The organism is Chromohalobacter israelensis DSM 3043, assembly GCF_000055785.1.
GTDB classification, from domain to species: Bacteria; Pseudomonadota; Gammaproteobacteria; order Pseudomonadales; family Halomonadaceae; genus Chromohalobacter; species Chromohalobacter israelensis.
Genome location: NC_007963.1, coordinates 1,211,422 through 1,225,533, shown reverse-complemented (window position 1 = coordinate 1,225,533; position 14,112 = coordinate 1,211,422). Strand labels below are relative to the sequence as shown.

General features: G+C 54.5%; 11 protein-coding genes. 1 reads left to right on the top strand and 10 read right to left on the bottom strand.

The genetic code is table 11. From position 1 onward, the window contains the following. Positions 1–815: 815 nt before the first annotated feature. Positions 816–3,047 (bottom strand): S8 family peptidase, encoded by a 2,232-nt coding sequence (locus CSAL_RS17145; RefSeq protein ID WP_011506385.1) that lies wholly within the window; start codon positions 3,045–3,047, stop codon positions 816–818. A gap of 30 nt (positions 3,048–3,077) precedes the next feature. Further along, entirely contained in the window at positions 3,078–4,160 is a 1,083-nt protein-coding gene (locus CSAL_RS05540) for an AAA family ATPase (protein ID WP_011506384.1), read from the bottom strand. 586 nt (positions 4,161–4,746) lie between these two features. Here CSAL_RS05540 and CSAL_RS17560 point away from each other — a divergent pair. Further along, the gene (locus CSAL_RS17560; RefSeq protein WP_187290072.1) at positions 4,747–4,923 is read left to right on the top strand and encodes a hypothetical protein; all 177 of its coding nucleotides are present in this window, start codon (positions 4,747–4,749) and stop codon (positions 4,921–4,923) included. Between the two features lie 279 nt (positions 4,924–5,202). On the opposite strand, the gene CSAL_RS05525 is transcribed toward CSAL_RS17560, so the two are convergent. The 8 genes from CSAL_RS05525 to CSAL_RS05490 form a co-directional block, all read right to left on the bottom strand. Next, positions 5,203–5,979, bottom strand: coding sequence for a type IV toxin-antitoxin system AbiEi family antitoxin domain-containing protein (locus CSAL_RS05525; protein ID WP_011506382.1), 777 nt, complete (start codon positions 5,977–5,979; stop codon positions 5,203–5,205). A 219-nt stretch (positions 5,980–6,198) separates the two neighbouring features. Then, complete coding sequence (locus CSAL_RS05520; protein WP_011506381.1) at positions 6,199–6,555, bottom strand: nucleotide pyrophosphohydrolase; 357 nt, start codon at positions 6,553–6,555, stop codon at positions 6,199–6,201. Between the two features lie 107 nt (positions 6,556–6,662). Continuing rightward, positions 6,663–9,053 carry a DNA/RNA helicase domain-containing protein gene (locus tag CSAL_RS05515; RefSeq protein WP_011506380.1) on the bottom strand — a complete coding sequence of 797 codons (2,391 nt, stop codon included), beginning with the start codon at positions 9,051–9,053 and terminating at the stop codon, positions 6,663–6,665. 110 nt (positions 9,054–9,163) lie between these two features. Continuing rightward, a complete protein-coding gene (locus CSAL_RS05510; RefSeq protein WP_011506379.1) occupies positions 9,164–9,832 on the bottom strand; it encodes a GntR family transcriptional regulator in 669 nt (222 codons plus the stop codon). A gap of 63 nt (positions 9,833–9,895) precedes the next feature. Further along, the gene (locus CSAL_RS05505) at positions 9,896–11,083 is read right to left on the bottom strand and encodes an alpha-hydroxy acid oxidase (protein ID WP_244846503.1); all 1,188 of its coding nucleotides are present in this window, start codon (positions 11,081–11,083) and stop codon (positions 9,896–9,898) included. Between the two features lie 26 nt (positions 11,084–11,109). Further along, complete coding sequence (locus CSAL_RS05500; protein ID WP_011506377.1) at positions 11,110–12,390, bottom strand: TRAP transporter large permease; 1,281 nt, start codon at positions 12,388–12,390, stop codon at positions 11,110–11,112. After that, on the bottom strand, positions 12,387–12,905 hold the full coding sequence (locus CSAL_RS05495) for a TRAP transporter small permease (RefSeq protein WP_011506376.1): 519 nt from the start codon (positions 12,903–12,905) through the stop codon (positions 12,387–12,389). Before CSAL_RS05495 ends, CSAL_RS05500 begins: the two co-directional genes overlap by 4 nt. 72 nt (positions 12,906–12,977) lie before the next feature. Next, complete coding sequence (locus CSAL_RS05490; protein ID WP_011506375.1) at positions 12,978–13,916, bottom strand: TRAP transporter substrate-binding protein; 939 nt, start codon at positions 13,914–13,916, stop codon at positions 12,978–12,980. Positions 13,917–14,112 lie beyond the last annotated feature (196 nt).

Genomic DNA, 14,112 nt, shown 5'->3' with positions numbered 1-14,112 from the left:
ATATAAAGCAGGTTACACGTCTCTATATAGCTAAACTGTGAGGCCGCTCTATGAGCGGCCGAAGCTCTGGGCCTCCGCTCTAGTAGTAAAATTATTCCATAGCGCCTAGGGTAAATGAGCTACGGGCTTTACCTTCGTATCAGAAAATTCGGCTAACCAGATAACTATACCTTCCCTTATGGTGCAGAGAAAGGCACGTGCAGTATCCGTTAGCAACAAGCTTATTCGCTGTAAGTACCTGCCCATAAATGAGACTAGATCTATAATGTTAGATAAGGTTTCACGGCCCAGCGTATATTGTCCAGGCGAGTTATAGCCTCGGCGTTGCCAAAGGTGGGCACACTGAAGTGCACCCATCAAGAACTGCGTAGAACAAGGAGCATAATTGTGAATAGTAATCAGGCGAAAAGTATAGTTATTTGGATCAGTAGCTTTGCTAAATTTGACGATAGCACACGAAGCTGGTGTGTGTACTGCTCTTGTACTGCACGATGGTGGTACATACCCATCTCGCTGCTTGGACATTCGTGCTGTTATTGTGTGGTTATACACGCTTTAGAAAGGCATGTGAGCGTTCTCTTTACTTCGGGCATACTTGAAGAAAATCATGCAAGAGCCGAAGGCTGTTCCTCATCCTGGATGAACGCATCAGAGCAGAAGTCATTCCAGCTCGAGTATCCATCACGAAAGCTGCCCAAATCACCGGAGTTAGCCTCCTGACTTTACTCATGTTAAGTAGACAAAATCACACAACCTAAGCTGACTCTTCCCCCCTCAGGCACGAAAAGTGCCTGAGGGTTCGCCACAGCATCAGATCATGTCCGGACAGGCACATCAACACGGGTCTCTAAAGGCACCAAAATATCAGAGTATGCGTTCAAGACTTGTTCATATAAGTTTTTCACCTTTGGTGCCTTCACGCTAACGATGAAAGCATAGGGTATGGGCTTAGCTTCATCGTCTTTTTTTCCCTCATCCCTGTTATGATAATAGATATCAAAACTAGGCTTAACCAGAGAGCTGCCTCTTTTCTTTTTAGAAGCTTTCCAACAAGGCTCCCATTTGTGACCATCACTTCTCAGCTTGAACTCAGAGTCTTTACTCAAACTATTCTCAGAAAAGAAAGAATCAGTGGCTGGATATTTTGGATCCCCGCTTTGTGAAGGCTTTGTTTCGTTAGGCCTAAACACAGCTTCAAGCCCTCCCCTAGTATAGGCATGAACAAAAGCCGGATCGACTTCAGGGGTGATCACCAGTGTCGCTGTGATATCGACGTTCCCTTCCAACTTTTCATCTGGAAGAGGAATGGGAGCTCTCAGATACTTCCCCACAGGAAGTTCTCCTTGATAAATCACAGTTATCTCATCATCATTACAGGTCAAAAGATTATCTGTTTCCGTTATAAACCTTCCCCAGCCAACATGCTCACGTTGATGACTCCCAGATTCCGCACGATGCACCATGAGAGCCCTCACCGCTAACGGTGAGATATCGCTACCTATAAGAGCTTTACAACCGATACAGCTTTTAAGTGCAAATGGCGTAGCGAAGCTAGTACCTTTAGTCCCGACTAAACCATCCTGAGAACTCGAATACACGCCGAACGGATGTTCAAAGCACCCACCAAATGCTAGGCCGTCTGGTTTTGCTACCCCAGGAGTACGTCCCGGACCGATTGAGCTATATGGTGCTTTTGCCCAATCATCCAAATAGCTATCACATGCTCCAACTGACAGAACATTAACTCCATCAGAAGGGGGCTGAATTCGATTCAATCCTAGGAAATGATCACGCTCACCAGTATTCCCGACAGCTACTACTGCAAGTGACTTATTACTAGAAAATCGCTGATCTAACTCGGAGGTCCACCTATTGACTTCGTCATCTTCCACAGCCAAATCTGGGCCGAGGCTAAAATTGACAAAATCATAAGCATTCTCAGAACCATCTAAATGTTCGAGAATACGGTCTAAACAGTCATAGAATTCAAAATCAGCGTCTGCACCAGTATTTTTATCTATAACCCGTATATGATCTACCTGACAAAATGGCCTCTCCACTTTAACTGCCGGAGTAAGGTGGCCAAAAAGAACAGCAGACGTAACCGCCTCTCCATGGTCAACCGCATCTGGATGCTCTGGTCCAATGCCATAGGGTTCAATGTAGTTAACCCATGGGAGCAAGGGAGAAGACTTCGGAATCCCTCCATCAAATATCGCAACTTTTAAATTCTTATCAACAGCCTCCACGTTAGGAAAATTCAGATTTTTTACTACATCACTGCGATATATGGCCGGACGAAACGTACGCAGGCCAGGCATTTTTCTTACCACACGGACAAATGTAAAGGCTGACAAGGAAACAATGGCATCAGCACCGCTTCTGACAGGGATAAAAGTTATACCATTTGCTGCCCTTAGCTTTTCTCTAATCGGTTCAACACCTAGTGCTTTACAGTAATCAAAAAAATTTTTTAATATGAAATCATCAGCGCTACCATGCAAGACAAGCTCATAAACTTCTCTCGTATCACCACCCTCATCTAATAAAGACTTTATTTTTGACTCTGGAGATGGGACCGAAAAATCTTCAATTGTTCTGAGCTGCCTAGACAGTGCATTTTCAGGATTCCACCCTGGCACTTTCTCTACAAGCTCAAGAAGCTTACTTCTGCTCGTTGACACATAGAGAGTATCAGTAACAGCGCCATCGGCCGGAGGGCATTCAACCCCCCATTTCTTTGGTTCTACCCACTGAGACCTTCCTCCAATTGTTTCAAACCCTGCTATCCGGAGAAACTCTAGCGGATAATCACTTTTAGATATAAATCTTGGGTGAATAGTTATGCTCGCAACGAACCTTCCATCAGGGCATGCTCCCTCTTGCAGAGATTTGAGGTATTTTTCCACCTCACTCGCTTTGTCCTTTATAAATTTTGAGCTATAATCATAACTATAAGGAAGTTTTTTTTCACCTCCAGCTGTCTTCTTAACAATTGGGTCGGCAAGACGCTCCCCCTTACCCAGTAAAAAATTCTTTTCAGCCATAGCGTTTATCCTTCCCTGCGTTCTTGTGACTTAAAGGTGCTTTCTAATTGTATCTCTTGACACTCCAGATATTGTAGAGGCTTTTCGCTGCGACATTCCGGATTTCGTCAGATCACATGCCAGCTGCAACCTTTCTTCTGCTGAAAGCTTTCCTATTTTAACTGACACTCTTTCTAAAAACTTCTCCTCAACTTCTACTCCATTGACAACACTGGCCCTAAATACTGATGAAACCCAATTATCCACATCAGAGTAGGAGCATCCTTCTAGAGTCTTAGAAGCAGTCTTTATCAAACTATCATTAACCTCAACACCAGAATAAACAACTCTTCCTTTTATTAACTTAAAAATGTGCTCAATATCTGGGTTATCAAACTCTACCACACGATCAAATCTTCTCCAGACTGCTCTATCAAGCATTTCAGGATGATTCGTAGCTGCAATTAAAAGCCCATCCTTTGACCATGAGTCTAAAGACTGAAGCAAAACATTCACAAGCCTTTTAAGCTCCCCAATATCACCATCATCGCCTCTTCGTTTTGCAATTGCATCAAACTCGTCAAGAAAAAGCACTGAGCCAGAATTCCCAGCTTCTTCAATTACTTTTTTTAAATTATTTCCTGTCTGACCTAAATAGCTACTCATCACAGCAGCCAAGTCTAAGACAATAATAGACTTACCAACCCTTTCGGCAAGCCAATTTGCTGCTAATGTTTTCCCCACGCCGGGAGGGCCTGTAAAAAGCATAGTTCGAGTAGGCCCAACCCCTAGCCTTCTTAGATCTTCTGCCTTCTCCTTCTCCAGGATTACCTCTTGAAGCTCTGCTTCTATTTTGTTATCCCAAATGGGCTGAAAGCCATTAAAATTTTCAGGACTAAAAACATATTTTAAGCTATTGTAACTTTCAGCATTAATAGATGAAGCGGGAGCTCGCCTAGTTGACGCTCCTCCCTCTCCTTTTATCTTACTTAGTAGACTCTTAAGCTGTTCTTCGAAGTCAGGGCGATCCTTTCTTGCTTTTCTGAGGGTCCGGTGAAGAACCATTTCAGCATCTTCCTGCCGCCCTGAGACAGCGAGTCTGGCCAATTGAACATATTCTGAATAGATGTCCATCTCGAAAGACCACCTTCATATGGCAGATTCATCAGGCCACATAGCCTGAGAGTGGACTAATCCTATCATGCATCACCACTTCTAGTCCACAAAACAAATAACTATCTGTAAATAAACAATTTTTATGCGGACTAGTCGAGATGACGAGATGCGATATTGTTACCTGGTTCATGGCCGACCCTCCGTTTCCTGGGGCCTTCCTTGTACCGCTCACAACGTATCCCACTGGCTCGGTGGCGTCGTCACAATGTCGCCATTCTATGTAATCCCTTGGGCTTCTAGGATCGGCCCTGTCGGTTGATAGGGGCCGCTTGCCCACCAGGGAAGGTGTAAATAGACCAAGGTGTCAAACAATGCGGGAAACCGCAGACAGCCCCTCATTGACATCGATTCAGGAAAACCACTTACATTGGCTTAGCTGCTCAGCCCATTCCAACCGCCTCGCTAACAGCTTCAGTATCAACACCCACAAGCTGCCTGTCGGTCTCCTTATTCTCCAGCAGCGATATCGAGAGATTCTCGTAGTCGCTAAGGGCCTTAAGCACGGCGTCGGTGACCAGCCGGAGAATAGGCCATATATCACCTGATGTACGCTTTGATCGCGCACCCAGGCCACAACCGCTTCGTCGCGTTCGATAGGATCGGCGATACCGTGGGCGAAGTGCAGCTTGTCATCGTCGCTGACCTCGGGGTCGTACAGGTCGTTGAGCCGGCCGGTAGTCTCGGCCAAGTGCTGCTTCTCGGGATTGTGGGGCTTGCCTGAGCCGACATCGCTTGGGGTCAGGCTATATAGTCGCCCTAGGCCTCCTCCAGGCGCAGGCGCTTCTCCTCACGCTTGGTGAGACAGTAATGGGTCAGCTTTAGCGCCCAGTAATCTTCTACCTTACGGGCGTAGTCACCGAATGTGCCAGCCTTGAAGCCACGGGCCGTTATACCCTCGGTGGTGTCTCGCCTGTACTGAGCTCCCCTAATGTCCGCCATGCCTCTACAATTGGAGTAATTATGTGTAACAGGCTAACGCCTTAGGGATATAAGGAGAAGTCTACTTAGGACGGTACATCGCCTCCGGCACCGTCACGTGATATTCCCTGTCCAGCTTGCCGCCCTGGCAGAGCTGCCGCTTGCCTTTGCCGAGATCCAATCGAGGAGATTCCAGACGACCGTACCAGGCATGCCCGGCGTGGCGAGCCAGCACCAGAAAGGCCCGCTTGGTTCTCACCGAACGGCAGCCCTCCAACAATGCCTGCAGCCGACGCGGACGCAGCGTATTAAGGCCGCCGAAGGTGTCCACCAGCTCACTGCTGAACAGCAGCGCATTCGGCGTCACAGAGATCCACTCCAGGACCGCTCGCTCGGGGGTCGAAACCTGCAAGCTGAAGGCCCTGCCATCCGGCGCGTAGTCCGTGAAGCTGCCGGGAAGCTGCACTGGCAGGCCCTTTTCAGAGTGGAGCACCATCCGCCCTGCCCACTCGACGTCACTCAACCACCGGGGCAGCCGAACGGCTTCCTTTCCATACAGATGCGTTGTGCTCTCCCCCATGGGCAGATAGTGGGCAAAGCCATGCAGTGCCAGGGCCGTCTGGCCACCCGGCCAAAGCGGTGGTAGGCCTGTGTCGTCGCTCGTCTGCAGGGCGAAGACAGCGCTCTCCCAGGTAAGAGGCTCCCCCGCTTGGCAGTAGGCGCCGTGCCCCACGCGTTGCAGCCAGCCGCTGCCGGCCAGCTTACGCGCCTGATCCGAGGTGACGCCGTGTGACGCCAGCCAGGCGGTCGTCACGACGGCGCCATACGGGATCTTGTGCAGCAGCTGGTTTATTTTCACGTTAAAAAGCGGCCTTAGGTTCCGTCTTCAGAGTAAAGAATAAACCACGATGGTTTATCTTCAAGCACAAAATCGCCATTAATGGCCGCTTTTGGTGAATAATTTAAACTGAAGACTGAGTCTCCGGCCCTGTTTGAGGCCGAATTCAGCGGGAGGAAGCTTGAGGGGCGAAGCTAGGCATAGAAGCCGCTGCAGAGGACAAAGCGGCCACACATCACGTCAATCCTGATAGTGCGTGTACTTTTTCGCACTTCCCTTCACCTGGTCGGCGGGATATTTCTCCACATTCTTTTCCATCTTCGCCCGGCATGCCGCTTCGATATCCACGTCCAGCTTGCCCGCCAGCCGGATCAGATAGAGCTGAACATCGGCAATTTCGTCACGCACGGCGGCCAGTTGCTGCTCGTCCAGCTCCCTGGACTGCGCCTCGGTCAGCCACTGAAAGCACTCCTGCAGCTCCGCCGCCTCCACCGTCAGCGCCATGGCCAGGTTCTTGGGCGAGTGGAACTGGTCCCAGTCGCGCTCGGTGGCGAACTGGTCCAAGGCGTCGCGGAGCTGCTTGAACGGGTCTGACATCTGGGGTTCACCTGATTCTGCGGTATCGGATAGCGGTGAGCATGCCTGCTCTGCCGCTCGCTATCCAGCCGGCATCGGCATAGGCGACCATCCGGCCGCCTACTCGCTCACAGCACGGAGAGGAATTCGCCGATGACCTTCAGGTCCTCAAGCTCGTCCTCGAGCACGATGTCCTTGTAGCCGAAGGCGTTGGTCTGGGGCTTGAGCACGATGCGCTGGTTCACGAACTCGCCGTACTCCTCAATCTTCTCGCTCTGGTATAGCTTGATGGTGAAGCTGCCGCCGTGGTCCGGGTCCTCAATGGCGCGATGCTGCACCACGACGACCTTGCCTTGCCGCGTACCGCCTGGGTTCATACGGAACAGGCACCAGGCGCCATTGGGGATGCGCCGGTTCATCGACTCCCCTACTACTCGGCTGACGAACAGATCGGGGCTCACTCGCATGAAGTCCGGCAGCTCGACCCAGTGCTCGGCTTCGGCGATTTGCATCTCGCTGAACTCGCCGGCGGCAATGCTCAAGTCGTACACGGGCACATGGCGCTCGAACGGCGCTGCCTGGTCACGCGTCACGATGGGAAGGTGCAAGCCATCCAGAATCTCGGCATCTTCAGATGCGTCCAGTCGCTCTGTCGCTGCTTGAGAGCGAGCAAAGGCCGCGAAGTACTCGCGAGTCTCGGGGTCTGTGGCATAGACGTAACAGCCCTTTTGGCCCCGCGTCATCAGCGTGCGATAAGTGTTCTTGACGATCTGGTCCGCAAGGGCGCGGGCATGCTCGGGCTGCTCCTTGAGCATCTTCTTGTAGCCATGCACGGAACGATCCTGCCCTGTCCGCTTCCCCGCGTCCGTCACCACGCGACCGTCACGAATCACGAAGTCGTCGCCGATGATGACGCCGACATAGTCGAATTCGAGCCCCTGGCAGGTGTGAATGCAGCCGACCTGTTCAACGGAATCCTCGGCGACGGCCCACAGCATGCCGTCGTCATGGAGGTTCCACTGGGCAGCAAAGCCATGTTCGGGGAACGTGATGTCCATGGCGTGCTTGTCTTTCTTGCTCGCCCAGGGCCAGCAGTAGCCCGCCACCATGCGTGCCTTGTTGGCCTTGCGGTTCTTCTCGAGAATCGCCCGGCGCATGGCACTCGGGTCATCGAACACCTGGAAGTCGTAGTCGATGTCCTCCAGATCGGTATTGGCCGTGGTGCGAATCTGAAGAGCGTGGTCGAGCCATGCCAGGTAACCGTCCGAGCCGTTGCAGCGAAACTGCGAGGCCAGCTCGAGCTCGTGAACATTGGCGCCGCACTCTGCCGCACGCCGCTGGATCTCCTCGACCGTCCCGACATCCTTCAATGTCACGCGCTGGGCTTCATCGATGAAGAAGATCGAGAAGCGTGACGCGGCGATCACCTCCTTGATCTGGCTCTCGCCCAGGTTCTGATACATGCCGGACTTTTCGTTCAGGCGGTGCGCCTCGTCAACGATCAGCGCATGGAAGGTATCCGGCTCGGCGTTGACGTAGCTGCCCGAGCCCTTGAACAGGTTGTCGATGTGGGTCTTCTTGCGCGTGCCGGTCAGCTTCTTCTTGAAGACCTCCCGAGGAGCCGAGTTGCGCGAGACGTACTGCGTCATCATCTCGCGCTTCGTCAGCTCCACCAGCAGGTTGATGGCCACTACCGACTTGCCGGTGCCCGGCCCGCCCTTGACGATCAGACACTGCTTGTCGCCTTTTTCCGCACGATGCGCAAGGTCGATGGCGGTTTCATAGACCAGCTTCTGCTCGTCGATCATCAGGAACTCGGCATTGCCCTGCATCATCGAGGCCAGCGCATCCGCCAGGTTCTTGCTCGGCTTGATCACACCGTGCTCGATGCGATACATGATGTCGTTACTGTCGCCGTACTTGATGTGCTGGCTCAGAAACTCCGAGTGCTTCAGGGCATCCTGCGAGATGAAGACCGGCGCACGGCTTGTGTGGTGCTCGTAGAAGGGATCATTGATGGCATCGGCCTGCTTCATGTTGTGCAGGTAGGCACAGGGCACCAGGCGGATCGATTCGGAGCGTACCGTCTCGTTGTAGTCCTCGATCAGCGCGCCATAGGACCATGCCTGATACGACGGGTGATTGGTCTCGCGGACACCGCCACCAAGCTGAGTACGCACGATGGCATCCTTTTTGGTCACCTCGACGGACTGCCACTGCTTCAGTTCCACGATGACGGCGGCATCGTCTCGCTGGTGATTCTTGCCGGTCAGGATGAAGTCCACGCGGCGATTGGTCAGCGGAATGTTGTACTCGATGGCCACCCCGGCCGACGCGGGAATTCCCTCATCGAGCAGAACGCTCATCATGAAGCGAAGGGAATTCTCCCATGACGTCACCTCACCACGCGGCGAGTTTCGGTTCAGTCTGCGCGCCACCTCGTTCTCGATGGCATCGCTTATTACATTCGCACGCACATCATCGATGAACTGCTGCTTGGTGGCGTTATAGACCAGCATTACCCAGGAATTCCTTTAAAACCATCAGTATATCAACACGCTTACCAATGTAAGCTTACAGCACGCCACCTAGGCTGATCGATAATAAATCAGCGCAGGGCAAATCCTTCTCAAGACAGATATTCCGAGTAGCTTTCGGCGAGTTTCTGGATGTTCTCGTCCATGTACTGCAAATGCGCTTTCATGGCGCTTTCCGCAGCGTCGGGATCGCGGTTGGCGATGGCGTCGATGATCCGCGTGTGTTCCTCGACGATGGCGGGCACGCGCTCTTCGTTGAGAAACAGCATCCGCACTCGGTTGATATGCAGCTGAACGTGGTAAATGATTTGCCAGACTGAGGGTTGCCCCGCGATGTCGGCAATCTTCTGATGAAGCTCTTCGTCGAGGGTTTCGATCTTGTAGTACTGCCCTTGCCGATACACGAGCCGCTGATGCTCGAGGTTGTCGTACAGATCTCGAGCATCGCGGTCGCTGCATTGCATGGCGGCATCGCGTATCAGGGCGCATTCCAGCACCGAGCGCGTGTAGTGAGCCGCCTTGATGACATCGAGGCGGATGGGCGTCACGAAGGTGCCGCGCTGAGCGAAGATATCGACGAAGCCGTCGTAGCGCAGTCGCATCAGGGCTTCGCGAATCGGCGTGCGGCTGATGCCGAACTCTTCCGAAAGCGCTTTTTCATGAATCCTTTCACCGGGTTTCAGTACGGTGGTGATGATCTTGTCGCGTATATCGCTATAGGCACGATCACTCGACGACCGCTCCTGCACCCCTTTCATCATGCTTTTGGCTCCTGGCTGACCCGGCAGATTACGCTCTGTTACCGCCCATCCTACCCTGCCGCCCTAGGCGGGGCTAACCGTTTGCGGCGCGCAGGCATCGCGTATCAACGAGCGGTCGAGTTCCTGCAGGTTGCTGCATCCGAGAAGCCCCAGGGTGCGGTCCATCTCCTTGTGCAGTAAGCCAAGTGCATGCTCGACGCCCGCCTGGCCGCCCGCGCCGAGCCCGTAGAGGGTCGTGCGGCCGAGCAGCACCGCGTCCGCCCCCAGCAGCACCGCCTTGAGAATGTCGCTGCCGCGCCTGAAGCCGCCGTCCAGCAAGATAGTGAGCGCATCGCCGACGGCGGCCCTGACCTCGGGGAGGATCTCCATCGGCGAGACGGAGCTGTCCAGTTGGCGTCCGCCGTGGTTGGACAGCACGATGCCGTCGATGCCGTATTCCACCGCCATGCGGGCTTCTTCCACCGACAGGATGCCCTTGATCAGCAGGTTGCCGGACCAGTTGTCCCGCAGCCAGCGAATGTCCTCCCAGTTCAGGGAGGGCATCAAGTGCTTGCCAATCTCGGCGGCCGCGCCCTGCACGGAGGAATCCTCGGGCGGCAGGAGGTCCCCCAGGTTCTTGAAGGTCGGCACGCCATGCGGGTACAGCACATCCTTCATCCAGCGGGGCCTGCTCAACACATGCAGCTTGTTTCGCCAGTTGAGCACGAAGGGGCGCGCGTAATTGCGCGTGTCCCACTCCCGGTTGCCGTAGATGGCGCTGTCCGTGGTCACGACGATGGTGTCGTAGCCCGACGCCCGGCAGCGGTCGACCAGGTTCTTCACATAGTCATGGTCGCGATAGAAGTAGATCTGCATCCATGGCCATCCACCGGGGACCTTGGCGATCTCTTCCAGCGGCTCGGTCGAGGCATTGCTCAGCGTGAACGGAATCCCCCGGTCCGCCGCTGCGCGGGCCAATTTGGAGTCTCCGTCCTGGGTGATCATGCCGTTGAACCCCGTCGGCCCGATCACGACCGGCATGCTCACCCGGTGGCCCAGCAGGTCTCGGCCGAGATCCCGCTGACTGACATCGGTCAGCGTCTTGGGCGTGAACCGGTAGCGGTTGAAGACGGCCCGGTTGTTGCGCAGGCTGACTTCGTCGTCGGCGCCGCCATGAATGTATTCATAGACGAAGTTCGGAAGCCGTCGGCGCGCGATCTCGGCAAGCTCCGCGATGCTCAGTGCCTGATCGTAGCGCCGTCTGCGCGGCATGCTTCTTTTCATGTCAGCTCCATCATTCAACCGTTGTGCAGAATACTTAAGGGATAGGTCACGATCTCGGGGAAGAGAATCAGTGCAAACAGGATCGCCACGTACATCAACAGCATCGGCCATATGCCGCGCGAAATGTCGATGATGCTGATTCGGCTGATGCTGCACCCTACATAGAGCACCGTGCCCACCGGCGGTGTGATCAAGCCGATGGAGAGGTTGATGATCATCACCACACCGAAGTAGATGGGATCGATACCGAGCTGCTCGACCACCGGGATCAGCACGGGCGCGAAAATCAGCACCGCGGGTGTCATGTCCATCACGCAGCCGAACAGCAGCAGTATGACCATGATGATCAAGAGCATCAGGGTCGGGCTGTCGGTAATGCTCGTGAGCCCTGCCGCGATCTGGGCGGGAACCTGCGCTACCGTGATCGCATACGCCGTGACAATGGCCGCCGAGGCGATCAGCATCACGATGGCCGTGGTCTTGGCGGTGTTGGTGAGCACATCGAACAGCTGCGTCAGACGAATTTCTCGATAGCAGAGGCTGATCAACAGCGCGTATACCGCAGCGACGACGCCCGCTTCTGTCGGCGTGAACACGCCGCCACGCAGCCCGACGATGATGATCAGCGGCAGCAGCAAGGCCCAGAAGGCACGCTTGAAGCTGTGAAGCCGCGCCTGCCAGTTGGCACGCTCGAGCCGCTTGGTATCGGCTTTGCGCGCGACCAGCCACCAGGTGAACGTCATGCCGATCGCCATGATGACCCCGGGCACGATGCCGCCCATGAACAACCCGGTAATCGAGACGCCGCCCACGACCCCGTAAAGAATCAAGGGAATGCTCGGGGGAATCACGGTGCCCACGATGCCGACGGATGCCACCAGCGCGGTCGAGCGCTTCTTCTCGTAGCCTTGCGCCACCATCATGGGGATGAGGATCGAGCCCAGTGCCGCGGTATCGGCAACGGCGGAGCCGGATAACCCGGCAAAGATCACCCCGGCCACGATGGCGACATAGCCCAGGCCGCCTTTCACATGGCCCACCAGTGACGAGGCAAAGTCGACGATGCGCTTGGAAACGCCCCCGGCATTCATGATCTCGCCGGTCAGGATGAAAAAGGGAATGGCCATCAAGGCAAAGCTGTTGGCCCCGGTGATGAAGTGCTCGGCCAGTGTGGTGACATTGAACATGTCCTGGGTCCACATCATCACCACGGCGGAGCTGAGCATGGCGAAGGCGATCGGCATGCCGATCAACATCAACGAGAACAGCACGGCGAGGAAGACGACGACCATCATGACACCGACTCCTGGTCACGATCGTAGGCCCATGTGGGGCCATTACGGCCGGTCAGGACGAAGCTCAACGCCTGGTACGCCATCACCGCGGACATCAGAATGGCCGCGATCATGCCGGCATAGTAGTAATTGTTGATGGGAATATCGGTGGCGGGTCCGGTAATCCCCACGTTCAGTTCGATCAGGACCAGAAGCCCTTTGACCACGAGAGTCATCACCGCCACGGTCAGGGCCGTCGTCAGCAGGAACAGCAGCTTCTGAAGCCAGCCGGGAATGTGGCGTACCAGGATGTCCACGCCCAGGTGGCTATGTTCCATCACCGCGAGGATGGAGCCCAGGAACACGACCCATACGAAGAGGTATCGCGCCACCTCACTGGACCATGTCAGTCCGCTGTCGAAGGCATAGCGGAGCACGACATTGGTAAAGACGAACCCCACCATCAGCACCAGGGCCACGGCAATGGCCAGCCTGATGGATGTTTTCAAGAAACCGAACAAGGTCGTCATCGACATGAAACCACCTCTTGTCCACTCGGTTTTGCCATGCGAACTCCAGGAGTTCGCATGGCATGCATATGACGCACCTCAGGAACCTTCACGTACCATCTTCACCATGTCTTCAGCCCAGTCGTACTGACTGTAAAAGTCGTCATAGATCGGCTGAACGGCTTTCACCATTTCATCGTGAAGTTCTTGGCTCGGTTCCGTCACTTCCAGGCCGGCCTTCTCGAGCTCTTGCTTGATCTCGGAGGCGGATTCGCGCATCAGTTGCCACTCCATCTCCATGGATTGGCGAGCGGCTTCCTGGATGACATCTTTCTCGTCATCGCTCAGATTGTCGTAAAACTGCTGGTTCATCAGGTACACGTTGGGGCTGAACATGTGCCGGCTTTCCAGCACGTTGTTCTGCACCTCGTACCATCCCGAGCGATACAGCGTGGCGAGGGGATTATCCTGTCCATCGATCACCCCCTGCTCGAGCGCCGGGTAGACTTCGGACATGCCCATGGTCTGCACGTTGGCGCCTAACGCTTGCCCCACGTCCACGTACAGTTCCAGGTTGGGCATTCTCAGCTTGAAACCGTCGAAGTCGTCCATGCTGTCGATTTTTTCCTTGCTCGAGAAAACCCGGAACCCATTCGCCGTCCAAGCCAGGGGTTCTACCCCCAGCTCGCGGAAATAGGGATCGATCTTCTCGCCGACAGGACCATTCAGCATCGACTGCGCTTGATCATAGTCTTCGAACAGGAACGGCCACTCGGGAAACCCGATTTGCGGCTTGGCGGTCTGCAGCCCCATACCGGCAATCGCCATTTCGATGCTGCCGGTTCTGACGCCATTGGTGTATTGCCGCTCGTCGCCGAGCGAGCTGTTGGGGTAGATCTTCACCTGCATGTCGGAATGGCTTTCGACATACGGCTTGAATTTTTCGCGGATGGCCACGTTCTGAGGATGATCTTCCGCGAAGTAACTCGCGACCTTGATGGTCGCCGTGCTTTGTGCGTAGACATTTCCGGCAAACATGGCCGTTCCCACCAATGCGGAACCAACCAGAGTGCGGCCTATGATGGCTGGGAGTGAGTATGTCATTTGTTGTGCTCTCCGTTCGCTGATACAGGCGCTGGCATCGAAGGCTCTCTATGGAGCCGACTGATATACTAGTATTCACTATATGAAGCGCCTAGAAAGACTTTTGTCTAAACACGAACCTCTGGCGCTT